The 23523-nt window shown below is 56.8% G+C and carries 25 protein-coding genes; 21 read left to right on the top strand and 4 right to left on the bottom strand.

Going from position 1 to position 23523, the window contains the following annotated elements; all coding sequences use genetic code 11:
* Positions 1–77 precede the first annotated feature (77 nt).
* The 5 genes from H0S68_RS02280 (at position 78) to H0S68_RS02260 (ending at position 4640) form a co-directional block, all read left to right on the top strand.
* A complete protein-coding gene (locus tag H0S68_RS02280; RefSeq protein ID WP_261109494.1) occupies positions 78–1217 on the top strand; it encodes a tail fiber domain-containing protein in 1140 nt (379 codons plus the stop codon).
* Positions 1218–1255: 38 nt separating this feature from the next.
* Positions 1256–3361 carry an S-type pyocin domain-containing protein gene (locus tag H0S68_RS02275; RefSeq protein WP_410529124.1) on the top strand — a complete coding sequence of 702 codons (2106 nt, stop codon included), beginning with the start codon at positions 1256–1258 and terminating at the stop codon, positions 3359–3361.
* Positions 3358–3624 carry a colicin immunity domain-containing protein gene (locus H0S68_RS02270; protein WP_142816056.1) on the top strand — a complete coding sequence of 89 codons (267 nt, stop codon included), beginning with the start codon at positions 3358–3360 and terminating at the stop codon, positions 3622–3624. The genes H0S68_RS02275 and H0S68_RS02270 overlap by 4 nt, the downstream gene beginning before the upstream one ends.
* Before the next feature lie 63 nt (positions 3625–3687).
* Complete coding sequence (locus H0S68_RS02265) at positions 3688–4368, top strand: S-type pyocin domain-containing protein (RefSeq protein ID WP_410529123.1); 681 nt, start codon at positions 3688–3690, stop codon at positions 4366–4368.
* Positions 4368–4640 carry a colicin immunity domain-containing protein gene (locus H0S68_RS02260; protein ID WP_410529122.1) on the top strand — a complete coding sequence of 91 codons (273 nt, stop codon included), beginning with the start codon at positions 4368–4370 and terminating at the stop codon, positions 4638–4640. Before H0S68_RS02265 ends, H0S68_RS02260 begins: the two co-directional genes overlap by 1 nt.
* Before the next feature lie 90 nt (positions 4641–4730).
* Here the strand turns inward: H0S68_RS02260 and H0S68_RS02255 are convergent, their stop codons facing one another.
* Complete coding sequence (locus tag H0S68_RS02255) at positions 4731–5147, bottom strand: Exc2 family lipoprotein (RefSeq protein WP_410529121.1); 417 nt, start codon at positions 5145–5147, stop codon at positions 4731–4733.
* Between the two features lie 331 nt (positions 5148–5478).
* On the opposite strand from H0S68_RS02255, the gene treB reads away from it, so the two are divergent.
* Entirely contained in the window at positions 5479–6894 is a 1416-nt protein-coding gene (gene treB, locus H0S68_RS02250; protein ID WP_020824992.1) for a PTS trehalose transporter subunit IIBC, read from the top strand.
* Between the two features lie 56 nt (positions 6895–6950).
* The gene (gene treC, locus H0S68_RS02245) at positions 6951–8615 is read left to right on the top strand and encodes an alpha,alpha-phosphotrehalase (RefSeq protein ID WP_128865502.1); all 1665 of its coding nucleotides are present in this window, start codon (positions 6951–6953) and stop codon (positions 8613–8615) included.
* Positions 8616–8643: 28 nt separating this feature from the next.
* Here treC and H0S68_RS02240 read toward each other — a convergent pair whose 3' ends face one another.
* Positions 8644–9168 carry an NAD(P)H-dependent oxidoreductase gene (locus tag H0S68_RS02240; protein WP_048762834.1) on the bottom strand — a complete coding sequence of 175 codons (525 nt, stop codon included), beginning with the start codon at positions 9166–9168 and terminating at the stop codon, positions 8644–8646.
* A gap of 104 nt (positions 9169–9272) precedes the next feature.
* Between H0S68_RS02240 and H0S68_RS02235 the strand changes: the two genes are divergently transcribed.
* From H0S68_RS02235 to nrdG, 3 genes are all read left to right on the top strand, one after another.
* A complete protein-coding gene (locus H0S68_RS02235; RefSeq protein WP_410529120.1) occupies positions 9273–10181 on the top strand; it encodes a LysR family transcriptional regulator in 909 nt (302 codons plus the stop codon).
* Between the two features lie 283 nt (positions 10182–10464).
* On the top strand, positions 10465–12603 hold the full coding sequence (nrdD, locus tag H0S68_RS02230; protein ID WP_410529119.1) for an anaerobic ribonucleoside-triphosphate reductase: 2139 nt from the start codon (positions 10465–10467) through the stop codon (positions 12601–12603).
* A 173-nt stretch (positions 12604–12776) separates the two neighbouring features.
* Positions 12777–13241, top strand: coding sequence for an anaerobic ribonucleoside-triphosphate reductase-activating protein (nrdG, locus tag H0S68_RS02225; protein ID WP_116691389.1), 465 nt, complete (start codon positions 12777–12779; stop codon positions 13239–13241).
* A 45-nt stretch (positions 13242–13286) separates the two neighbouring features.
* Here the strand turns inward: nrdG and H0S68_RS02220 are convergent, their stop codons facing one another.
* Entirely contained in the window at positions 13287–14345 is a 1059-nt protein-coding gene (locus H0S68_RS02220) for a permease (protein WP_046374633.1), read from the bottom strand.
* A 261-nt stretch (positions 14346–14606) separates the two neighbouring features.
* On the opposite strand from H0S68_RS02220, the gene phnF reads away from it, so the two are divergent.
* From phnF to phnP, 11 genes are read left to right on the top strand one after another with little or no spacing between them, the layout of a single operon-like run.
* Positions 14607–15332 carry a phosphonate metabolism transcriptional regulator PhnF gene (gene phnF, locus H0S68_RS02215; RefSeq protein WP_170868571.1) on the top strand — a complete coding sequence of 242 codons (726 nt, stop codon included), beginning with the start codon at positions 14607–14609 and terminating at the stop codon, positions 15330–15332.
* Entirely contained in the window at positions 15333–15776 is a 444-nt protein-coding gene (gene phnG, locus H0S68_RS02210) for a phosphonate C-P lyase system protein PhnG (protein WP_046374634.1), read from the top strand.
* Between the two features lie 2 nt (positions 15777–15778).
* Positions 15779–16360 (top strand): phosphonate C-P lyase system protein PhnH, encoded by a 582-nt coding sequence (gene phnH / locus H0S68_RS02205; protein WP_130016099.1) that lies wholly within the window; start codon positions 15779–15781, stop codon positions 16358–16360.
* Positions 16360–17445, top strand: coding sequence for a carbon-phosphorus lyase complex subunit PhnI (locus H0S68_RS02200; protein WP_048762826.1), 1086 nt, complete (start codon positions 16360–16362; stop codon positions 17443–17445). The genes phnH and H0S68_RS02200 overlap by 1 nt, the downstream gene beginning before the upstream one ends.
* Positions 17438–18298, top strand: coding sequence for an alpha-D-ribose 1-methylphosphonate 5-phosphate C-P-lyase PhnJ (locus tag H0S68_RS02195; RefSeq protein ID WP_020824979.1), 861 nt, complete (start codon positions 17438–17440; stop codon positions 18296–18298). Before H0S68_RS02200 ends, H0S68_RS02195 begins: the two co-directional genes overlap by 8 nt.
* Positions 18298–19086: a phosphonate C-P lyase system protein PhnK gene (phnK, locus tag H0S68_RS02190; RefSeq protein WP_020824978.1), complete on the top strand. Its 789-nt coding sequence runs from the start codon at positions 18298–18300 to the stop codon at positions 19084–19086. Before H0S68_RS02195 ends, phnK begins: the two co-directional genes overlap by 1 nt.
* A gap of 16 nt (positions 19087–19102) precedes the next feature.
* Entirely contained in the window at positions 19103–19807 is a 705-nt protein-coding gene (gene phnL / locus H0S68_RS02185; protein ID WP_020824977.1) for a phosphonate C-P lyase system protein PhnL, read from the top strand.
* The gene (gene phnM / locus H0S68_RS02180) at positions 19807–20943 is read left to right on the top strand and encodes an alpha-D-ribose 1-methylphosphonate 5-triphosphate diphosphatase (RefSeq protein ID WP_048762825.1); all 1137 of its coding nucleotides are present in this window, start codon (positions 19807–19809) and stop codon (positions 20941–20943) included. The genes phnL and phnM overlap by 1 nt, the downstream gene beginning before the upstream one ends.
* A complete protein-coding gene (gene phnN / locus H0S68_RS02175; protein WP_116691394.1) occupies positions 20943–21512 on the top strand; it encodes a ribose 1,5-bisphosphokinase in 570 nt (189 codons plus the stop codon). The genes phnM and phnN overlap by 1 nt, the downstream gene beginning before the upstream one ends.
* The gene (locus H0S68_RS02170; protein WP_116691395.1) at positions 21509–22111 is read left to right on the top strand and encodes a DapH/DapD/GlmU-related protein; all 603 of its coding nucleotides are present in this window, start codon (positions 21509–21511) and stop codon (positions 22109–22111) included. The genes phnN and H0S68_RS02170 overlap by 4 nt, the downstream gene beginning before the upstream one ends.
* A 14-nt stretch (positions 22112–22125) precedes the next feature.
* On the top strand, positions 22126–22908 hold the full coding sequence (phnP, locus tag H0S68_RS02165) for a phosphonate metabolism protein PhnP (RefSeq protein WP_041414151.1): 783 nt from the start codon (positions 22126–22128) through the stop codon (positions 22906–22908).
* Here phnP and H0S68_RS02160 read toward each other — a convergent pair.
* On the bottom strand, positions 22859–23497 hold the full coding sequence (locus H0S68_RS02160; protein ID WP_410529118.1) for an NAD(P)H-binding protein: 639 nt from the start codon (positions 23495–23497) through the stop codon (positions 22859–22861). The two genes, phnP and H0S68_RS02160, sit on opposite strands and share 50 nt — an antisense overlap.
* Positions 23498–23523 lie beyond the last annotated feature (26 nt).

Below are 23523 nucleotides of genomic sequence, written 5' to 3'. Positions count from 1 at the left end.
CCTGCCATTCAGGAGCAACGGAGGGTACCGGACGCTGTTAACCATCAGGAAACAGAATGTCGAAAAGGAAGATAATCATGGCTGAAGAAAAGAAAAATGCTCAGGTGACTAACGGCGTTAATGACGATGTGACGGAGCTGAAATCCCTGACCACCCTGCGTAAACGCATCATCAGTGACGGTGAGATTGTAACTAAGGCAGCAAACGGTTTTCGCCTGGCAAACGGCAATACCGGCGTGATGCTGCGTAACGACGGTAAGGATTTTTACGCCCTGACCACACCCAACGGTCAGGCGCAAGACGGGCAGTGGAACACCCTGCGCCCCTTATCTTTTAACCTCGCAACCGGCCGCGTGTCGCTGCGTAACGGTGTGGATATCTCCGGTGGCGCTATGGTGTCGCACAATGCCGGTGTTTCCACTGCGACCACCGGCCCAACACCGCTGATCGCAGGGCAAGTCTACTATGCTGCCGACGTCAGTGCCGGTTTCACCAGCGGCAATGTGACCACCACCATGTTGATGGGATCGCGCGTTGTCGCTGGAAAGGAGGATCATGGCTTGCTCTCTTACCGTGACTGGCAGGGGAACTGGAACGAATTACAGGTCAGAGCCAACAGCGAGCTTTCGGTCGGGCAATTAATCAAACGCAATGCCGATGGCTGGATTTGGGCTGCTGGCAATAAGAATGTTAACAATAATGCCGACCGCATTACCAACGGCCTGCATATACAGGGGTCGGGAGACCTCTCTGCTGATTTATACCACTATGAGCGGATCGGCAAGCACCATCTGCTGGCACTGCACGTTGCCAATGGGGGCGGCGACGGCTGGTATGAATTCCGGGATAAAGGTAATGCCTACACCAATGGTACCTGGAATAGCAGCTCCGATGCTCGTATGAAAACCGATATCGAGAAAATTGACGGTGCGCTGGATAAGCTGGGAAAAATCAGCGGTTATACCTATCTGAAACAGGGCGTTCCGGAAGCCGGAGTAATAGCCCAGGAAGTGGAAAACGTATTACCTCAATCAGTCACCACCACCGAATTGAAATTAAATGACGGCAGCGTTTTGAAAGACGCCCGTGGAATTAATATCAATGGCGTGGTCGCCCTTCTTGTTGAAGCGTTAAAGGAAGAACGTGAGGCTCGGCTTGCAGTGGAATTACGGTTGGTAGTGTTGGAAAAAACTATTTCTGGCAAACAAAGTCGATAACCCTATTCCTCCTAAAAGGACATACAGGAGTAAATAACATGCCACAAGAACTGAATGGTCACGGCCCCACTGCGGGCGAAAGCATGGGTGGTACAGGTGCTAATCTTAATGAACGGCCGGATAACTCCACGCCCGGAGGGAGCTCTCACGGCAATGCGGGGGATCACGACAACGGTAATGGCAATTCCCGAGATTTTGCAAAACAGCGGCAGGTTAACGCCATCAAAAATGACCTGGCAGTTAAAAATTTATTGGGGGACTTGCTAAAAATAACCCGTACTCTCGCACCCTATGCGAGAGTATCCCTGACAGGCTTGGATGATGCCGGCGCATTACAGGTACAAATTGGCGAGGTTCGTGCCGCTGATGAAGCCGCCATTGCAAGTACCCTCAAATCTAAACCACAATTAAAAAATGTCATAGGATTTGAATTTAATAACTCAGGTCTAACGGGGTTCGTTGGTACCATTGATACTGGCCATAAAATAGGGAATTACCAAAGCTCACCCAATGGTAACAATAATGGTAATGATACCGCAGCAGAAAATAAGGTAACGCTGGGAGCATATTCCGCAGTATTACAAGGCGAGATCCCACCAGGTTTTTGGCTTGATAATGAAAAAGTCATGACCCAAATCGTCACGGAATACCAGATTAACGGTGGCGGCAAGGGTGACGACAAAACGGGATATAGGAAAAGCAACGTAGAGGTACCTTCTCTCACAAGCGCGTATCAGCAATATAAGAAAATACTGCGCGACATCGCGGATGATGCCCGTAGGGCCGAAGAAGCCCACAAGGCCGAAGAAGCCCGCAAGGCCGAAGAAGCCCGCAAGGCCGAGGAAGCCCGCAAGGCCGAGGAAGCCCGCAAGGCCGAAGAAGCCCGCAAGGCCGAAGAAGCCCGCAAGGCCGAAGAAGCCCGCAAGGCCGAAGAAGCCCGCAAGGCCGAAGAAGCCCGCAAGGCCGAAGAAGCCCGCAAGGCCGAGGAAGCCCGAAAAGTTGAAGCGGCGAGGAAGGCGCTGTTTGCCAAAGCCGGTATTTTGGACGCACCGGTATATACGCCCGAAAAGCTGAACGCAGCCAATACTGCATTGGCTACCACAGGAACAATGGTACTCAACCGTGCGCCCGCCATGCTGCAGATGTCGACGGCGGCACAGGGCGTTATGACAACCTCCAGTGAACTGGCCGGTTCCGTAGCGGGGGCGCTGTGGCGTGGTGCAACAGAAGTCGGCAGCATACGTGCCGGTACCGCTGTTGCCGCAGGGTCGGTACTGGGGGCTCTTGCTGTTGGGTTCATCCCGGCCGCGGCCGGAACAGGCAGTGACCAGGTTCCCGGTCGTGACATCAATATGTTTGCCTTCCAGGCAAGTCTGGCCGCCGTCGGTGAAACCGCAATCCGGCCAGGGATGACTTCGGTAGATATGCCGGTACGTGGATTTATATCGACGGACAAGGACGGAAAACAGAGTGTAAACTTTGTCAGAACGGGGGTTGGTGGCGTATCTGCCAGCGTGCCGGTGTTCAGGCCTGTCCGTGATGAGGCAACCGGGCTGGATAAAATCACGTTGCCGGCAATGGGAGGCGTACCTGCCCAGACCATACTGATAAATTCTGTACCGACTGGCCCTGCGGCACCGTCACATACAGGCAATGGTTCATCGGTCCCCAAGACGCCTGTGAATACCGGCACCAATGTCAGGCAGGCGGACAGCATTGTTGTTACGACCTTCCCTGCAGACGTCGTCCAGGATTTACAGGATTTTATCTTGTGGCAGCCGGATGCGACTGAAACAGGCGTTGAAGCTCTCTATGTGATGGTCAGTGATCCACTTGACTCTGGGCGTTTTACGCGTAAACAATTGGACAAGAAATTTAAGCATGCTAGTGATTTTGGTATTGCCGACACGAAAAAAAATAGAGTAACGTTGACTCAATATCGCGACGCAATTGAAGCACACTTGAAGGATAGAGATACTGTGAAAAAAGGAACATATCGACGAAACACGAGCTCAACTGTGTATTTTAATCCGAAATCAATGAATGTCGTTATTCTTAAGGCTGATGGGAGTTTCTTGTCAGCATGGAAAATAGACCCAACGGAAGAGAACGGCAGGATATATTTAGTATCGGGGGTATTATGAGTAGAGTTAAACTAATAGAAATTGGTAAGAAATTCATAGAAAATAAAATCAGCGCCGAAACTTTCGCAGAAGAAATAGTGATTTCAAGACGTGGGCTATATGGTGTGGAAGAACCGAACAAATCTATAGATATGTGTGGTGGTGAACTATTTATTTTGGCGGATTGTTTTAACCCTGATTCTGACCGTGACAGTTATGAGTTGGACGAATCAGAATTAAAGAAAGAAGTCAAAGCGACCCTGGAGAAATTCAATCTTCTTTAATCTATCGAATGGCCTTATGTCTATGCATTAAACAAAACCCAACAAACGAAACTTTGTTGGGCTTTGTTCATTAATAAAATATTCTTACCCTACTTACTTATCCTATTTTTACCCCTCTGCTCTGAAGAGATAACTCGTGAAGAGGCAGCCGGGCTGGATAAAATCACGTTGCCGGCAATGGGAGGCGTACCTGCCCAGACCATACTGATAAATTCTGTACCGACTGGCCCTGCGGCACCGTCACATACAGGCAATGGTTCATCGGTCCCCAAGACGCCTGTGAATACCGGCACCAATGTCAGGCAGGCGGACAGCATTGTTGTTACGACCTTCCCTGCAGACGTCGTCCAGGATTTACAGGATTTTATCTTGTGGCAGCCGGATGCGACTGAAACAGGCGTTGAAGCTCTCTATGTGATGGTCAGTGATCCACTTGACTCTGGGCGTTTTACGCGTAAACAATTAGACAAGAAATTTAAGCATGCTAGTGATTTTGGTATTGCCGACACGAAAAAAAATAGCGTAACGTTGACTCAATATCGCCACGCAATTGAAGCACACTTGAAGGACAAAAATACTGTGGAAAAAGGAACTTATCGACGGGAAAAGGGATCTAAGGTGTTCTTTAACACTAAAACAAACAATGTCGTCGTTCTCGATAAGGATGGAGATTTCATTTCTGGATGGAATTTAATCTCTGATTCCCCACAATATAATAGTTATATTAAGACAGGGGTTTTATAATGAGTGAAAAACTAATCAACTTAGCTAAAAAGCTAGTGTCATCACAACTAACTGCTGATGACTTCGAGTCACAATTCTTTAAATTATGGCGAGAAGAAGGAAAATCAGGGCAATTAGCTAAAGATAGTAAAAATGTTGGTGAGTGTGCATCTGAGATTTTCATCCTTGCAGACTGCTATACTTCCGTTTCAGATCGAAGAGAAAGTGAATTGGACTCCGATGGGTTAAAGAAAGAAGTCAAAGCGACCCTGGAGAAATTCAATCTACTTTAACCCTCACCAATTTCCGAATAAAATAATTGAAACAATGCCCAATAAGCTCTAGTTTATTGGGCACTTTCATTAGTAGCTTATTTATCCCCCTCAAGGCCGGCCTTCGTAACCATCCCAGTAGGTGGCCACGGCGGAATCCAGCAAGATCTGGCGTTGTTTTTGCGGGTTATCCACTGAATATTGCTGATTGATAAATCGCCCTTTCTTCCCCATGTCACTGAGGAATTCTGGGCTGCGGAAATAGGCTTCCTGCTGCTGTGCCTGTTGTTGCGTTAAGCCCTTGGCCCGATCGGCTTTGCCCATTTGGTAAAACTGGTCAAAGAATGGGATAGCCGCTTTTATCGAGTCTGGGATTTGGGTTCGCATTTCGGGGGAGAAATCCTCACGTGCCAACTGATAAACCGCATGTTTGGCGTGGCGTTCCGGGCTACTTTTTTGACTGGTACAGGCGCTCAGGAGCAGCGCGGTAAAGACAAAAAGCAGTCGAGGCAATGTCAAAGTCATCATTCTTCCTTGAAAAAAGTCCGTGGTAATAGCACTCGTATAGCGTATTGATTTTGAAAACACAGGCGTGAGTGCCGCTGATTTCAATCAACTTATTGATTGTTAAGGCTGACAGTATAGCCAGCGTTGCATCAGTTCAAGATAATATTACGGAATGTTTCGCCCCGCTCTCAAATTTCCCCTGTTCAACAAGTGGTCATTTTTTTATCGTTTTGTGATCCTCGCCCCAAACCGGGAACGTTCCCATTCCATAAAAAAAGCGAAATGACTAAGCTTTGATCATCACTCCAACAACACCTCTGCGGCAGTCTCATACCAAGAAAGGTATCTAATAATGGGCAAAGTAAAACAGCAGGATATCGATCGCCTGATTGTGCTGGTGGGCGGGCGCGAGAATATCGCCACCGTCAGCCATTGCATTACCAGGCTGCGTTTCGTTCTCAACGACACAAGTCTTGCCAAACCAAAAGAAATCGAAGAGCTGCCAATGGTCAAAGGCTGCTTCACCAATGCCGGGCAGTTCCAGGTAGTGATTGGCCCGGAGGTCGGTGATTATTATCAGGCGTTGATTGCCACCACCGGCGTCAACGAGGCCGATAAAGAACAGGCCAAGGTGGCTGCGCGCCAGAACATGACCTGGAGCGAGCGCGCTATCTCCCACTTCGCCGAAATCTTCTTCCCGCTGCTGCCGGCGCTGATCAGCGGCGGTTTAATCCTCGGCTTCCGCAACGTGATCGGCGACATCCCGATGTCCGGCGGCCAAACGCTGGCGCAAATGCACCCGGCGTGGAAAACCATTTACGACTTCCTGTGGCTGCTCGGTGAAGCCATCTTCATGTTCCTGCCGGTCGCCATCTGTTGGTCAACGGTGAAAAAAATGGGCGGCACGCCGGTGCTTGGCATCGTGCTGGGCGTCACGCTGGTGTCGCCGCAGTTGATGAACTCCTATCAGCTCGGCCAGCAGATCCCGGAAGTGTGGAACTTCGGCTGGTTCACCATCCAGAAAGTCGGCTATCAGGCGCAGGTGATCCCGTCCATGCTGGCCGGTATGGCACTGGGCTGGATTGAAACCCGTTTGAAAAAGATCGTGCCGGATTACCTGTATCTGGTGGTAGTGCCGGTCGTTTCTCTGCTGCTGGCGGTGTTCCTGGCGCACGCCTTTATCGGCCCGTTCGGCCGCATGATTGGCGATGGCGTAGCCTGGGCGGTGAAAGCCGTCATGACCGGCAGCTTCGCGCCGATTGGGGCCGCGCTGTTTGGTTTCCTGTATGCCCCGCTGGTGATCACCGGCGTACATCAGACCACGCTGGCCATCGATATGCAGATGATCCAAAGCATGGGCGGCACGCCGGTTTGGCCACTGATTGCTCTGTCCAACATTGCGCAGGCATCTGCGGTGCTGGGTATCATCATCGTCAGCCGCAAGGCCAACGAACGTGAAATCTCGGTCCCGGCGGCAATCTCCGCCTACCTTGGCGTCACCGAACCGGCAATGTACGGGATCAACCTGAAATACCGTTTCCCTATGCTGTGCGCGATGATCGGCTCTGCCTTCGCCGGGCTGATCTGCGGCCTGGACGGCGTGATGGCCAACGGCATCGGCGTCGGCGGTTTGCCGGGCATCCTGTCGATCAAACCTCAGTTCTGGATGATTTACACGGTGGCGATCCTGGTGGCGGTGATTATCCCGCTGGTCCTGACCATGATGGTTTACAAACGCAAAGCCAGCCGCGGTGAGCTGCCGGTCTGATTAAAATGTAGGGGCCTGGCATGCCGGGCCCGTTGTCACGATTTAAAGGTATGACTATGAGCAATCCAATCCCCTGGTGGCAAAACGGCGTCATCTACCAAATCTACCCGAAGAGTTTTCAGGACAGCACCGGTAACGGCTACGGCGATCTGGCCGGTGTGACCCAGCGGCTGGACTATCTGCAGGAGCTGGGCGTCGATGCGATCTGGCTGACGCCGGTATATGTCTCCCCACAGGTGGATAACGGTTATGACGTGGCGGACTACTGCGCCATCGATCCGGCCTACGGCACCATGGAGGATTTCGACCGACTGATTGCCGCCGCCCACCAGCGCAGCATCCGCATCGTGATGGATATGGTGTTCAACCACACTTCAACCGAGCACCCGTGGTTCAAAGCTTCGCAAGAACCGAACAGCCCCTTCCGCCAGTTCTACGTCTGGCGCGATGGCGAAGGTGATACCCCGCCGAACAACTGGCGTTCCAAATTTGGCGGTAATGCCTGGCAGTGGCATGCCGACAGCGGCCAGTATTACCTGCATCTGTTTGCCACCGAGCAGGCCGATCTCAACTGGGAACACCCGCCGGTCCGCGAAGAATTGAAGAAAGTGTGCCAGTTCTGGGCCGACAAAGGCGTCGACGGCCTGCGCCTCGACGTGATTAACCTGGTTTCCAAGCAGCAGGATTTCCCGTCCGATCCCCAGGGGGACGGTCGCCGTTTCTATACCGACGGGCCGCGTATTCATGAGTTCCTGCAGGAGATGAGCCGCGACGTGTTCCAGCCGCGCGGCTTGATGACCGTGGGAGAAATGTCCTCCACCACCCTGGAGCATTGCCGGCAGTACGCTGCGCAAAGCGGTGAAGAGTTGTCGATGACCTTCAACTTCCATCATCTGAAAGTGGACTATGCCGGCGGCGAAAAATGGACGCTGGCGGCACCGGATTACGTTGAACTGAAACAGATTTTCCGCCACTGGCAGCAGGGCATGCACAACCAGGCCTGGAATGCGCTGTTCTGGTGTAACCACGATCAGCCGCGCATCGTTTCGCGCTTCGGCGATGAAGGCGAACTGCGAGTACCGGCCGCCAAAATGCTGGCGATGGTGCTGCACGGCATGCAGGGCACGCCTTATATTTATCAGGGCGAAGAGCTCGGCATGACCAATCCCGGCTTTAGCACCATCGGGCAGTACCGCGATGTGGAAAGCCTGAACATGTACGCCGAGCTGAGCTCCCAGGGCAAAAGTGACGCCGAATTGCTGGCGATCCTGGCCACTAAATCGCGCGATAACGGCCGCACGCCAATGCAGTGGAGTGCCGCGCCCAACGCCGGTTTCACCCAGGGAACCCCGTGGATTGGCTGTGCGGAAAACTACCCGCAAATCAATGCTGAAGCGGCACTGGCCGATCTGGACTCGGTGTTTTACGCCTACCGTCAGTTAATCACCCTGCGCAAGCAGTATCCGCTGTTGACCCACGGTGACTATCAGGATCTGGCGCCCAACCATCCGGCGCTGTGGTGCTACCAGCGCCGCTGGAACGGCCAACGCCTGCTGGTGGCGGCCAACCTCAGCCGTGAACCGCTGGCCTGGCAGGCGGAAGGCGTGGAACCTTCAGCGTTGTGGCGTCCGCTGATGAGCAATTACGCCGATGCGCCTACGCAACCGCAGGCCATCACCCTGCGCCCGTTCGAAGCGGTGTGGTGGTTGTTAGAGGACTAACCCCCAGGGTGCGGCCTCAGGCTGCGCCCTACTCTTTTTTCAACAGAGCCACCACTCCGGCGGCCTCTTGCGCCAGACGCTCATCGCTCATATCAAAGACGCCCTGCACCAGATGCGGCGGCAGATAATCCATGCCGGTCAGGTTGGCCATCGCATGGAACGGACGCAGCAAATCCTCGACCGGATAGCGGTTATACCCTTCCGCCGTATAGGCCTGCTGATTGCCGCCGGTGGTGACCACCAGTTGCAAGGGCTTGCCATGCAGTTGGGTACCTTCACTGCCGTAGGCGAAACCGTGGGTTAATACCGCATCCTGCCACTCGCTGAGAATCGCCGGTGAGCTGTACCAATAGAACGGGAACAGCATCACCACCGCATCATGGTTTTGCAGCAGCTCTTGCTCACGCGCCACGTCGATTTGATAGTCCGGGTAAGCACGCATCAGTTCGTGGACAGTGACGTTAGGCAAAGGACGAAGCGCTTCGATCAGCGCTTTGTTGATGCGTGATTCGTCGGGAAAACGGTGGGCGGTCAACACTAAAATACGCGACATAAAGGATCCTTGATTAAGATTTGATAACGCATTTTTCCATTTCCAGCGCCCCGGGTGTAGGCTGTGAATCGTCACTTCAATTTCAACTGAAAGTATCAACCACTATGTCGCTGCCCTTTGACGTGCACCGCCTGCTGCCGGCCTTTCTCGCGGCCGCCCAGGCGCAGAATTTCTCCGCCGCCGCGCGCCAACTGGGCGTCACCCCGGCGGCAATCAGTAAAAATATTCGCGTGCTGGAAGAAAAACTGGCGCTGCGGTTGTTCCAGCGTAATACCCACAATGTGGTGCTCACCGACGAAGGTAAGGCGCTGTTGCAGCAAGTCGCACCGCTATGGCAGGCGCTGTCCGCCACGCTGGAAACTGCCGGTAGCGCGCAGCAGGCACCTTCCGGCACGGTGCGCGTCAGCATGATCCCCGGCTTCGGCCGCCAGATCCTGATGCCGTTGATCCCGCAATTCCTGGAACGTTATCCGCAGATCGATCTCGATCTCTCACTGGATGCCCGCGTGGTCAATCTGGTGGGCGAAGGATTTGACGTCGGCATCGGCAGCCGGGTCGATCCCGACAGCCGGCTGGTGGCGCGGCCACTGTATCCGATGCAGATGGTTCTGGCGGCCTCGCCCGGCCATCTTGCGCAGCACGGCACGCCGCAGGATCCTGACGATCTGCTGCAACATAATTGTCTGCTGCATCGTAACCCGGCCACCGGCCGCAGCGTAAAATGGCCGTTGCATCGACATGGCGAAGTCAAAACGCTGGAGCTGCATGGTCGCCTGGTGGCCAGTCGGCCGGAGATGTTACTGGATGCGGCGCTGGCCGGCCTGGGCATCGTCTGTCTGGCGCGTTGGTATGCGGAGCATCACTTTGCGCAGGGTACCCTGCTGCCGGTGCTGGCAGAATGCTGGCCGCAGCCAACCCAACTGTGGTTGTACTATGCCTCGGCCGATCTGCCCCCGCGAGTGCGCGTCTGGGTTGAGTTCCTGCTCGAACATTTCCACTCTCGTCCGGCCTGAGCATTCAGGCCAAAATTAACGTCTGTACAGCTTACGCGCGCTCTTTCATTTTCTTTGTCCTACGTCAAAAGAACTCCACCAACATCTATATATAGTGCATTAAGAAACGACAACAACTATATATAGTAGTTATCCACAAAATCATCCACACATCGCCTCAGCCCTTGCGTGCTGCGGCATTGCCCTGTGGATAAGCTGAAATCATACCGATACCCGCTAGCTTTCAGGCTGAAATCTGCAAGGCAGGGCATCAACGCTCCCTCGGGGAACAAGGAGTAACAACGTGAAACCAGTAGTGATTAAACGGGACGGTTGTCAGGTACCTTTTGACGAGGCACGTATTGGGCAAGCGATCGAGCGGGCCGCGCTGGCCGTGGGGATCGTCGATGCGGACTACTGCGCAACCGTCGCCCGCGTAGTCGCTCAACAGATATCGCAGCAGCCGCGCGTCGATATCCATGAAATCCAGCGGGCAGTGGAAAACCAGCTTATGGCCGGCGAATACAAGCAGCTGGCGCGGGCCTATATTGAGTACCGTCACGATCGCGACGTCGCGCGTGAACTGCGTGGACGGTTGAACCAGGAGATCCGCGGCCTGATCGAGCAAAGCAACGTGGCATTGCTCAATGAAAACGCCAATAAAGACAGCAAGGTGATCCCCACCCAGCGCGATCTGCTGGCCGGGATCGTCGCCAAGCACTATGCCAAGCAGCACATCCTGCCGCGTGACGTGGTGCTGGCCCATGAGCGAGGCGAGATCCACTACCACGATCTCGACTACTCGCCATTCTTCCCGATGTTCAACTGCATGCTGATCGACCTGAAGGGCATGCTGACCAACGGCTTCAAGATGGGTAACGCCGAGATTGAACCCCCGAAGTCGATCTCCACCGCTACCGCAGTGACCGCGCAAATCATCGCGCAGGTGGCCAGCCATATTTATGGCGGTACCACCATTAACCGTATCGACGAGATCCTGGCGCCGTTCGTCACCGAAAGCTTTAACAAACACCAGCAGGTCGCCGAACAGTGGCAGATCCCGGATGCGCAAGGCTATGCCATGGCGCGCACCGAAAAAGAGTGTTACGACGCCTTCCAGTCGCTGGAATACGAGGTCAACACCCTGCACACCGCCAATGGCCAGACGCCGTTCGTCACCTTTGGTTTCGGGCTGGGGACCTCTTGGGAATCACGCTTGATCCAACGTTCTATTCTGAGTAACCGCATTGCCGGGCTAGGCAAAAACCGTAAAACGGCGGTATTCCCTAAACTGGTGTTCGCCATCCGCGACGGCCTGAATCATCAGTACGGCGATCCGAACTACGACATCAAGCAGTTGGCGTTAGAATGCGCCAGCAAACGCATGTATCCAGACATACTCAATTACGATCAGGTGGTGAAAGTCACCGGCTCGTTCAAAACGCCGATGGGCTGCCGCAGCTTCCTCGGCACTTACGAAGAAGAGGGCGAGCTGGTACACGATGGTCGCAACAATATCGGCGTGATCAGCCTGAACCTGCCGCGTATTGCGCTGGAGGCCATGGGCGATGAAAGCCGCTTCTGGGATCTGCTGGATCAGCGCTTGCTGCTGGCGAAAAAAGCGCTAATGACGCGCATTGCCCGGCTGGAAGGTATCAAGGCGCGCGTGGCCCCTATTTTGTATATGGAAGGCGCCTGCGGCGTACGCCTGAAGGCAGACGACAACATTGCCGAGATCTTCAAGAATGGCCGTGCCTCTATTTCGCTGGGTTACATCGGTCTGCATGAAACCATCAACGCCCTGTTCGGCAACGAACAACACGTATACGACGATGAAACGCTGCGCGCCAAGGCGATCGCCATCGTTGCGCACCTGCGGGCCGCCACGGAAAGTTGGAAAGCCGAGACCGGTTACGGCTTTAGCCTGTACAGCACGCCAAGCGAAAACCTGTGCGATCGCTTCTGCCGGCTCGATACCGCCGATTTCGGCGTGGTGTCTGGCGTGACCGACAAAGGCTATTACACCAACAGCTTCCACCTCGACGTAGAGAAAAAGGTCAATCCTTACGACAAGCTGGATTTTGAAGCCCCCTATCCGCCATTGGCCAACGGCGGCTTCATCTGTTACGGCGAATACCCGAACCTGCAGCACAACCTGAAAGCGCTCGAAGACGTGTGGGATTACAGCTACAGCCGCGTGCCCTATTACGGCACCAACACGCCCATCGATGAATGCTACGAGTGCGGCTTTACCGGAGAATTCTCTTGCACCAGCAAGGGCTTCACCTGCCCGAAATGCGGTAACCACGAGCCATCCAAGGTCTCCGTCACCCGCCGGGTGTGCGGTTATCTCGGCAGCCCAGACGCCAGGCCGTTCAATGCCGGCAAGCAAGAAGAGGTGAAACGCCGGGTGAAACACCTGGGGAACGGGCAGATCGGCTGAAGCAAAGATCGTCAAGCCTGCTGAGCATACGTCTGTTCATCGGGCGTGATTGTCGCCGCCAATTTACCCTCGGCCAGTGCGGAAGAAACGGAGCGTACACGCAGTACGTGAGTATTCAGAGCACTGCCCGGGGGGAAAATGGCAAGTAAAATAGCCAGATGGGCAGACCTCGCATGAATTATCACCAGTATTACCCCATTGATGTCGTCAACGGCCCCGGCACCCGCTGCACGCTGTTTGTTGCCGGCTGCGTGCACCAGTGCCCTGGCTGCTACAACAAAAGTACCTGGCGGCTTAACTCCGGCCAGCCGTTTACCCAGACGATGGAAGATCAGTTGATTGCCGACCTGAACGATACGCGCATTCCACGCCAGGGGCTGTCGCTGTCCGGTGGCGATCCCCTGCACCCCGCCAACGTCGCGGCGGTGCTGCAACTGGTAAAACGGGTGCGCGCCGAATGCCCCGGCAAGGATATCTGGCTGTGGACCGGCTACCGGCTGGCGGAGCTGGATGCGCAGCAAATGCAGATAGTGGACAGGATTAACGTGTTGATTGACGGAAAGTTTGTGCAGGACTTAAAAGATCCGGCGCTGATTTGGCGCGGCAGCGCTAATCAGGTGGTGCATAAGCTGCGTTAATCCTTTGAAATTGGGGCGCAATTCAGCATTGCGCCCTTTTCATAGCTATACCAACCCCATTCCTACCACGCCCGTGACGATCCCACACAGCGCAACCAATAGCGCTGTCAGGCACAGTGCCTTGGCAGAGAAGGCCTTGTTCAGCATCAGCAACGAAGGCAGGCTGACCGCCGGCAGGGTCATCAACAGCGCCAGCGCCGGGCCGGTGCCCATGCCCGCCAGCATTAGAGTCTGCACAATCGGGATTTCTGCCGCCGTCGGGATCACGAACAGGCAACCGGCGATCGCCAGGCCAATAATCCACAACACGCTATTATCTATCGCCCCATCGGCATGCGGGAACAGCCAAACGCGCGCGGCCCCTAGCGCCAATACCGCCAGAATGTAGACAGGTATGGTCGACCAAAACAGCGACCATAGCGCCTTGAGCCAGCGGCCGAAAAACGGCTTTTCGTCAGCTTTATCCAGCGGCAGCAGCGGCGTTTGCAAAGCCGCCGGCTGCGGATCCCTGGCAGTGGCACGCTGCACCAGCCAGGCGATGCCCAGCACCATGATCACCCCAGCCACCAGCCGGATTGCGGCAAACTGCCAGCCGAGCACAAAGCCCATAAAAATCAGCGTGGCCGGATTCAGCACCGGGTTACTCAGCCAGAACGCCATCGCTGCCCCGCTGGACACCGACTGACGCCGTAATCCGGCAGCTACCGGCGCGGCACAACAGGTACACATCATGCCCGGCAGTGCGATCACCGCGCCCAGCAAGGTACCGGAAAAACGCGGATGGCCGAGCGTGCGCATCAACCAATCGCGTGGGATCAGCACCTGCACCAATGAGCCCAACACCACACCGAGCACCGCCGCCTTCCATACCGCCGTGAAATAGACCAGCGCGTAATGCCAGGCCGCCAGCCACGGGCTGCTGTCGTCGTTGACCAGTATCGATTTGCCGATGGAATGCGTGTCAGCCGCCAGAAAGGCCTTGCCGTAATAAGGCTGCCATTTGACGTAGTAGAGGCCGATGGCCACCACCAGCAGAAACAGCGCCGGTTTCCACCACGGCCAAGGGCGCGCGCGGTGTTCAGTTGCAGTCAGGGGATGTGGCATGGGCTTAGATTAACTCGGTTCAATCATCAATAGCGTCAGCTTAGCGCGCAGCGGCCCCCTGCGCATCATCTGCCTGTCCAAAATAGTTCATCTGTTCGCCACCGACGCGTAACGCGATTGTCATCTGACGCCTGCAAGATGATGCCAACTTCACCACGGGACCTACCCGTCGTCTTTCAAGCCGTAGGGTAAGCACTGTAAGACATGCCAATAAACCGCATATTTTTTATGTCGTTATGGCCACCGAGGTTTTTTATTATGATGGACTTATCTAGACATCCGACCAGTTTCCCCACCCGCTATCAGCAAATCGCCGCGCAGCTGGAACAAGAGCTGCGCACCCAATACCGCTGTGGCGACTACCTGCCTTCCGAGCAGCAATTGGCGGAACGCTATCAGGTCAATCGCCATACCCTGCGTCGTGCAGTCGATCAATTGGTGGAGCGCGGCTGGCTGCAACGCCGGCACGGGATCGGCATTCTGGTGTTGATGCGCCCCTACGACTACCCGCTGCATGCCAATACCCGTTTCAGTCAGAACCTGTTCGAGCAGGGAAGCCACCCCACCAGTGAGCGCTTACTCGCTGTACTACGCCCGTGCAATGGGCATGTTGCCAGCGCGTTGTCACGGGAAGAAGGTGAAACGGTGATCCACCTTCGCACTTTGCGCCGGGTCAACGGCGTACCGATGAGCCTGATCGACCACTATCTGCCCGATCTGGACTGGTGGCCGGCGCTACAGCAGTTCCACAGCGGTTCGCTGCACGAATTTATCGAATCAAACATCCACCAGCCGCTGACCCGCAGCCAGACACGCATCAGTGCGCGCCGGGCCCAGGCCAAAGAGAGCCGGATGCTGGAAATTGCCACCCAGGCGCCGCTGCTGTGCGTGCGCACCCTGAACGTCTGCACCGGCAGCGACAACGTGGCGGAATACTCCGTCAGCCTGGCGCGCGCCGACATGATTGAACTGACGATGGAGCACTAAATGCAAGCCTTACAGCCGAGACAACGCTGGATGTCGGTACTGGCGCACAGCCAGCCGGCCCAGTTGCGCAGCCACTGGCAGGCGCTGAATATCAACCCGCGCTACCAGAGCATCCGTGCACCGGAGATTGGCCTGGCGCAGTTGCAGGGGCGCATGGGGGCCACTGGCCGCCGCTTCGTCTTGGGCGACATGACCGTCACCCGTGCGGTGGTCCAGCTCGAAAACGGCGGCTATGGCTACAGCTATATCGCCGGGCGCGATAAGGCGCATGCCGAACTCTGCGCGCTGCTGGATGCCCTGCTGCAACTGCCGGAGCAGGCCGAATTGCTGCAACAACAGCTGATAGAGCCGCTGGCCGCGCTGCAACACGAGCAACGCCAGCTGCGTGCAAGGGCCGTCGCCTCCAGCCGGGTGGACTTCTTTACGCTGGTGCGAGGGGATTAATCATGAGCCTACTGACAGGTTTTACCCAGCCGATCGACCAATCTCAGCAGACTTTCCGCTTAATTCTTAAGGCGTTAAGCGAGCCTGGGCATGTGGTTACGCTGCAAGGCAGCCCAACCTGGGACAGGCTGAATGCCGCCAGTACCGCTGCCTTGCTGACCCTGGCGGATCAGGAAACTCCGATCCAGCTGAGTCCTGAGCTAAAAAGTGAGCAAGCGCTAACAAACATTCGCTTCCACAGCGGCGCACCGCTGGCCGACCGCGCCGAAGAGGTGTGTTTCGCCCTGTTCGATAGCCAACTGCAGGCGACCGATTTACAGGCATTGCCGCGCGGCAGCGAAATTTCCCCCGAGTTCAGCGCTACGGTGATTGTGCAGTTAGCTAGCCTGGAACAAGGCACCGCCCTGCGCCTGACCGGGCCAGGCATCGAACATCAACGAATTATTTCACCGCAGCTGCCGCCGGCGCTGCTGGATTACCTGCTTAACCGCCCGCAGCGCTTCCCGCTGGGGCTGGATTTCCTGCTGACCTGCGGCGAATGCCTGTTGGCGTTACCGCGAACCACCCACGTGGAGGTGTGCTGATGTACGTTGCCGTTAAAGGGGGCGAAAAAGCCATTGAGGCCGCCCATCAGTTACAGGAACAGCTGCGGCGCGGCGATGACAGCGTGGCGGAACTGAGCGCACTGCAGATTGAGCAGCAGCTGGGCCTGGCCGTGGACAGGGTCATGACCGAGGGTGGCATCTACGATCCTGAGCTGGCGGCGCTAGCCATCAAGCAGGCGAGCGGCGATCTGGTCGAGGCCATTTTCCTGCTGCGCGCCTACCGTACCACTCTGCCGCGCCTGGCGATCGGCGAACCGCTGGCGACAGAAAATATGCGACTGGAGCGCCGCATCTCGGCAGTTTATAAGGACTTGCCCGGCGGACAGGTGCTGGGGCCAACCTACGATTACACCCACCGGCTGTTGGATTTCGCGTTGCTGGCGGAAGGAGAAGCCCCCCGCGCACCACAGGCGGACGAACCCTTGCCGGAAAACTGCGCCCACGTGTTTGATCTGCTCAGTCAGCAACAGCTGGCGTTGGCGGAGCGGGACGACGGCAGCATACCGGACGATATCACCCGTAATCCTCCGGTTTACCCCTGCTCACGCTCAGCGCGACTGCAGCAATTGGTGCGCGGTGACGAAGGCTTTTTACTGGCGCTGAGCTACTCCACCCAACGTGGCTACGGCCGTACCCACCCGTTCGCCGGCGAGATCCGCACCGGTTATGTATCAGCGGAGATCACGCCAGAAGAGCTGGGTTTCACCATTGATATCGGCGAAATCCTGCTAACCGAATGCGAGATGGTTAACGGTTTTATCGATCCGGTTGACCAGCCGCCGCATTTCACCCGCGGCTATGGTCTGGTGTTTGGCCGGGCCGAACGCAAGGCGATGGCAATGGCGCTGGTAGACCGTGCACTGCAAAGCCCCGAGTACGACGAAGGCATCGCCAGCCCGGCGCAGGACGAAGAGTTCGTGCTGGCCCATGCCGATAACGTCGAAGCCGCCGGCTTTGTTTCCCACCTTAAACTGCCGCACTACGTCGATTTCCAGGCAGAGCTGGAACTGCTTAAGCGTCTGCGCCAGGAATTTAGCGAGCGTCAGGAGGCCCGCAATGAGTGAAGTATTAACCGGCTACAACCTGGGCTACCTGGACGAGCAAACCAAGCGCATGATCCGTCGCGCCATTTTGAAGGCAATCGCCATCCCCGGTTATCAGGTGCCGTTCGGCGGCCGTGAAATGCCGATGCCCTACGGCTGGGGCACCGGCGGCATTCAGTTGACCGCCAGCGTGATTGGCCGTGCCGACGTGCTGAAGGTGATTGATCAGGGCGCCGACGACACCACCAACGCCGTGTCGATTCGCCGCTTCTTCCAGCGCGTCGCCGGGGTCGCCACCACCGAACGCACGCCCGAGGCTACGCTGATCCAGACCCGTCACCGCATTCCGGAAACCGCGCTGCGCGAAGACCAGATCCTGATTTATCAGGTGCCGATCCCTGAGCCGCTGCGCTTTATCGAACCGCGAGAAACCGAGACCCGCAAAATGCATGCGCTGGAAGAGTATGGCGTGATGCAGGTGAAGCTGTACGAAGACATCGCGCGCTACGGCCACATCGCCACCACCTACGCCTATCCGGTGAAGGTCAATGACCGCTACGTGATGGATCCGTCGCCGATCCCCAAATTCGATAACCCGAAAATGCACATGATGCCGGCGCTGCAGCTGTTTGGGGCCGGACGCGAGAAACGTATCTATGCCCTGCCACCCTTTACCAAAGTGGAGAGCCTGGACTTCGACGATCATCCGTTCAGCGTACAGCAGTGGGACGAGCCCTGCGCGCTGTGCGGCTCGCGCCACAGTTATCTGGACGAGGTGGTGCTCGACGACCAGGGCAACCGCATGTTCGTCTGCTCCGATACCGATTACTGCCAGCAGCAACTGGCGCAACCTTCGCAAGAGGCGCAGCACTGATGACTTCCACCCCTCTGAGCACCACGCCGCTGCTGTCGGTGGCTAACCTGACCCACCTGTACGCGCCGGGCAAAGGCTTTAGCGATGTGTCTTTCGATATCTACCCCGGTGAAGTGCTGGGCATCGTCGGCGAATCCGGCTCCGGCAAAACCACCCTGCTGAAGTCGATCTCTGCGCGGCTGGCGCCACAGCAAGGGCAGATCCTCTACCGTCCGCAGGCCGGGCAACAGCATGATTTATATGCGATGGCGGAAAGCGATCGCCGCCGCCTGCTGCGCACCGACTGGGGCGTAGTGCATCAGCACCCGCTCGACGGGCTGCGGCCCAAGGTTTCCGCCGGCGGCAACATCGGCGAACGGCTGATGGCCATCGGCCAGCGCCACTATGGCGACATCCGCCGTCAGGCCGGGCAGTGGCTGGAAGACGTTGAGATCCCGCTGTCGCGCCTTGACGATCTGCCGACCACCTTTTCCGGCGGTATGCAGCAACGCTTGCAGATCGCCCGCAATCTGGTGACCCACCCGAAGCTGGTGTTTATGGACGAACCCACCGGTGGTCTGGACGTTTCGGTGCAGGCGCGGCTGCTCGATCTGCTGCGCACTTTGGTGGTGGAAATGCAGTTGGCGGCGGTGATCGTCACCCACGATCTCGGCGTGGCGCGCCTGCTGGCGCACCGCTTGCTGGTGATGAAACAGGGCGAGGTGGTGGAAAGCGGCCTGACCGACCGGGTGCTGGACGATCCACACCATCCTTATACCCAACTGCTGGTTTCTTCGGTGCTGTCGTAACTCAAGGTAATAACAGATGACTATTCAAATCCGGGTTGAACACCTCAGCAAAACCTTTGTGCTCCACCAGCAGCACGGCACGCGGCTGCCGGTATTGCACGACGCCAACATGACGGTCAGCAGCGGCGAGTGTGTGGTGCTGCACGGCCATTCCGGCAGCGGAAAATCAACCCTGCTGCGCTCGCTGTATGCCAACTATCTGCCCGACAGCGGCCATATCTGGGTCAACCATCAGGGGGAATGGCTGGACATGGTGCAGGCCGAAGCGCGCCAAATCCTGGCGGTTCGCCGTCATACCCTTGGCTGGGTCAGTCAGTTCCTGCGAGTGATCCCTCGTATCAGCGCACTGGACGTCGTGATGCAGCCGTTACTGGAACAGGGTGCCGATCGCGCCGAATGCCGTGAACGCGCCGAAACCTTGCTTAACCAGCTCAATGTGCCGCAGCGTCTGTGGCAGTTGGCGCCTTCGACCTTCTCCGGCGGCGAGCAACAGCGGGTGAATATTGCGCGCGGCTTTATTGTCGATTATCCGATTTTGCTGCTGGACGAACCCACGGCGTCACTCGACAGCCGCAACAGCGCGGCAGTGGTCGCCTTGATCGAACAGGCTAAACGGCGCGGCGCGGCTATCGTCGGCATTTTTCATGATGAGGGCGTCCGTCAGCAGGTCGCCGACCGGTTATATGACATGCAGGCGCCACAGGCGCTGGAGATCCTCTGATGATCATCAATAACGTGAAGCTGGTGCTGGAAGATCAGGTTGTCGAAGGATCGCTGGAGATCAACGACGGCACGATCCGCAGTTTTGCCGATACGCCCAGTCAGTTACCCCAGGCACTGAACGGTGAAGGCGGCTGGTTGCTGCCTGGCCTGATCGAATTACACACCGACAACCTGGACAAGTTTTTCACCCCGCGCCCTAACGTCGACTGGCCGGCCCATTCGGCCATGAGCAGCCATGATGCATTGATGGTGGCCAATGGCATCACCACCGTGCTGGACGCAGTGGCCATTGGCGACGTACGCGACGGCGGTCATCGGCTGGAGAACCTGCAAAAAATGATCGACGCAGTGATCCACAGCCAGCGTGCGGGGGTGAATCGCGCCGAACACCGGTTGCACCTGCGCTGCGAACTGCCGCACGACAGCACCCTGCCGTTGTTCGAACAGCTGATGGACAAGCCGGGCGTGTCTCTGGTGTCGTTGATGGACCATTCGCCGGGTCAGCGCCAGTTCGCTTCGCGAGAAAAATACCGCGAATATTATCAGGGCAAATACAACCTCAATGACCAGCAGATGAGCGACTTTGAGGAGCAGCAAATCGGGCTTTCCGCTCGCTGGGCCACGCCAAACCGCGAAGCGATCGCCGCTCACTGCCGGGCACGCAAGATCTCTCTTGCCAGCCACGACGACGCGACCGCCGAACACGTAGCCGAGTCCTGTGCGCTGGGCAGCGCCATTGCCGAATTCCCCACCACCGAAGCCGCGGCCCTGGCCTCGCATCAGCAAGGATTACAGGTGCTGATGGGGGCGCCGAATATCGTGCGAGGCGGTTCCCACTCCGGCAACGTGGCAGCGCACCATCTGGCGGCGTTGGGGGTGTTGGATATTCTGTCTTCCGATTATTACCCGGCCAGCCTGCTGGATGCGGCATTTCGTATCGCGGCCGACGAGCGCAACGGCTACGGCTTGCCGCAGGCGGTGCAGATGATCACCCGCAACCCGGCGAAAGCGCTGGACTTGCAGGATCGCGGGACCATCGCCGAAGGATTACGGGCAGATTTGGTACTGGCGCGGCCGCACGGCGAGCATATCTACGTGCAGAACGTGTGGCGCCAGGGCAAGCAGGTGTTCTGATGGCACAGCTTATCTATCTGATGGGGCCTTCCGGGGCCGGGAAAGACAGCCTGCTGGCCGCCCTGCGCGCCCATGCCGACAGTGCGCCGCTGGTGGCGCACCGTTATATCACCCGGCCGGCAGACGCCGGCTGCGAGAACCATATTGCGCTCAGTGAACCCGAATTTTTGCGCCGCCGCGCCAAAGGCCTGTTCGCCCTCGACTGGCACGCGCACCAGCATCATTACGCTTTTGGGATCGAAGTGGATCTTTGGTTGCTGCAGGGGATCGATGTGGTGGTCAATGGCTCGCGCGCTCACTTATTGCAGGCGCAGCAGCGTTATGGCGCACAGCTGCTGCCGGTTTGCCTGCAGGTTAGTACGCATATTCTCCGCCAGCGGCTGCAAAACCGCAGACGCGAAAATGCCGAGCAGATCGAACAACGATTGGCGCGAGCGGCAGAGTACCAGGAAAAACTCCCTGCCGGTTGCCGACGGTTGGATAACGACGGCAACCTTGATGACACGCTGGCGGCGCTGTTGGCGCTGCTGCCCTCTTTGGCAAAACAACCACAGGATGCCGTGCCATGAACGATGCTGCACAGCCGAAAATCGGTAACAACGTGACGCTTAACCGCAGTCGCTTAGGCCAATATGTACATCTGGCCGACGATGCGATTCTGGAAGAGGTGGAGATGGGTGACTACTCCTATACCGCCGGACACAACCAGATTTTTTACGCCACCATCGGCAAATTCGTGTCAATTGCCTCTTATGCACGCATTAATCCTGGCAATCACCCCACTTACCAGCGTATCGCCCAACACCATTTCACCTACCGCGCTTCAGAGTATGACCTGGGAGAAGACGACGAAGCGTTCTTCGACTGGCGGCGCGAACAGCATGTGACTATCGGCCACGACGTCTGGATCGGTCATAACGCCATCGTCATGCCCGGCGTCAGCATCGGCAACGGTGCCGTTATCGGCAGCGCGGCGGTCGTCACCAAAGATGTCGCCCCCTATGAGATTGTCGCCGGCGTAGCGGCCAAAAAGATCGGCATGCGTTTCGACGACGCCCTGATCGAACGCATTGAGCGCAGCCAGTGGTGGCACTGGGACCACCAGACGCTGCAACAACGGTTGGCGGATTTCCGTGATATCCATGCCTTCGCGGAGAAGTATTTATAATCGGGAGTGACGACATGCAACTGACGTTTCTCGGCACCGGTGGCGCGCAACAGATCCCGGTGTTTGGCTGTGATTGTCTGGTCTGTCAGCGGGCGAGGCGCGAGCCGGCGTTTCGGCGACGACCGTGCAGCGCCATGCTCAAATTTCAGGGGGAAACGACCTTGCTGGATGCGGGATTACCGTCGTTGGAACGGCGTTTTTCGGCGGGGGAAATTCAACGTTTTTTACTGACACATTACCACATGGATCACGTACAGGGGTTATTTCCTTTGCGTTGGGGGTGCGGAAATTTTATTCCCGTCTATGGTCCGGCAGACGAGCAGGGCTGCGATGACCTGTTCAAACACCCTGGTATTCTGGCGTTTCAACCGCCGTTAACCCCCTTCGAACCCCTTGAACTGGGCGGGCTGCGCATCACACCGTTGCCGCTGCAGCATTCAAAAATCACGCTGGGCTATCTGATCCAGGCCGCTGGGGCATCGCTCGCCTACCTGACCGATACCGTCGGCCTGCCGCCCGATACCGACGCTTTTCTACGCGGAGTGCCGTTGGATTTGCTGGTGCTCGATTGCAGCCTGCCCCCTCAGCCGCAGGCACCGCGTAACCACAACGATTTGACCCGTGCGCAGGAAATTCAGCAACGCTTGCAACCTGGCCGTACCCTATTGACGCACATCAGCCATCATCTCGATTTGTGGCTGACGGACAATGAACTGCCGCCTGGCCTGGAGCTGGCGTTCGATAATCTCAGCGTGCACTGCGGTAACAATGCAGCCGATCGGATTCCAGCACCCTAACGCCGTTGCCAGGGCTGAACGCCTGTTCCAGCAGGGTTTGCGCCACGTCCTTGGCACTCACCGATCGCCATTTGCCGGGCAGCAATTTAAACAGCGGCGCGGTGAGGCGCTCCAGCAAACGCGGCGAGGGCCGTGACCCCAGTAGCATGGATGGCCGCACCAGCGTCAGGCGCGGCCAATTCTGTTCACGCAGCGCCTGCTCCATTTCCCCTTTGGTGCGGTTATAGAGGAACGTAGAGCGCCTGTTCGCGCCTAACGCACTGACGGCCAGACAATGCTGCGCCCCAAACCGACGGCCAGTCAGCGCACTTTCCACCACCAGAGTGTAATCGACATAATGGAAATTAGCGTCGCTACCGGCTTCGCGGCGGGTCGTCCCCAGGCAGCAAAACACCATATCGACCGGCTGTTCACATTCAGTCAGCAGCGCAAACAAATCATCCCCCACCGGGTTCTCTAATTTTTCGTGCGGTGGCAATGGCCTGCGCGTTGGCGCCACGATCGCCGTGACCTGCGGATCACGCTGCAGCAGATGCAACAGTGCATTACCCACCAACCCAGTTGCCCCGACAATGAATACCCTTGCCATATGCCCTCCCGCTGATTGATGATGCT

This window comes from Serratia sp. AXJ-M (assembly GCF_046531865.1).
GTDB lineage: Bacteria > Pseudomonadota > Gammaproteobacteria > Enterobacterales > Enterobacteriaceae > Serratia > Serratia liquefaciens.
This window is presented reverse-complemented; position numbering and strand designations above follow the sequence as displayed.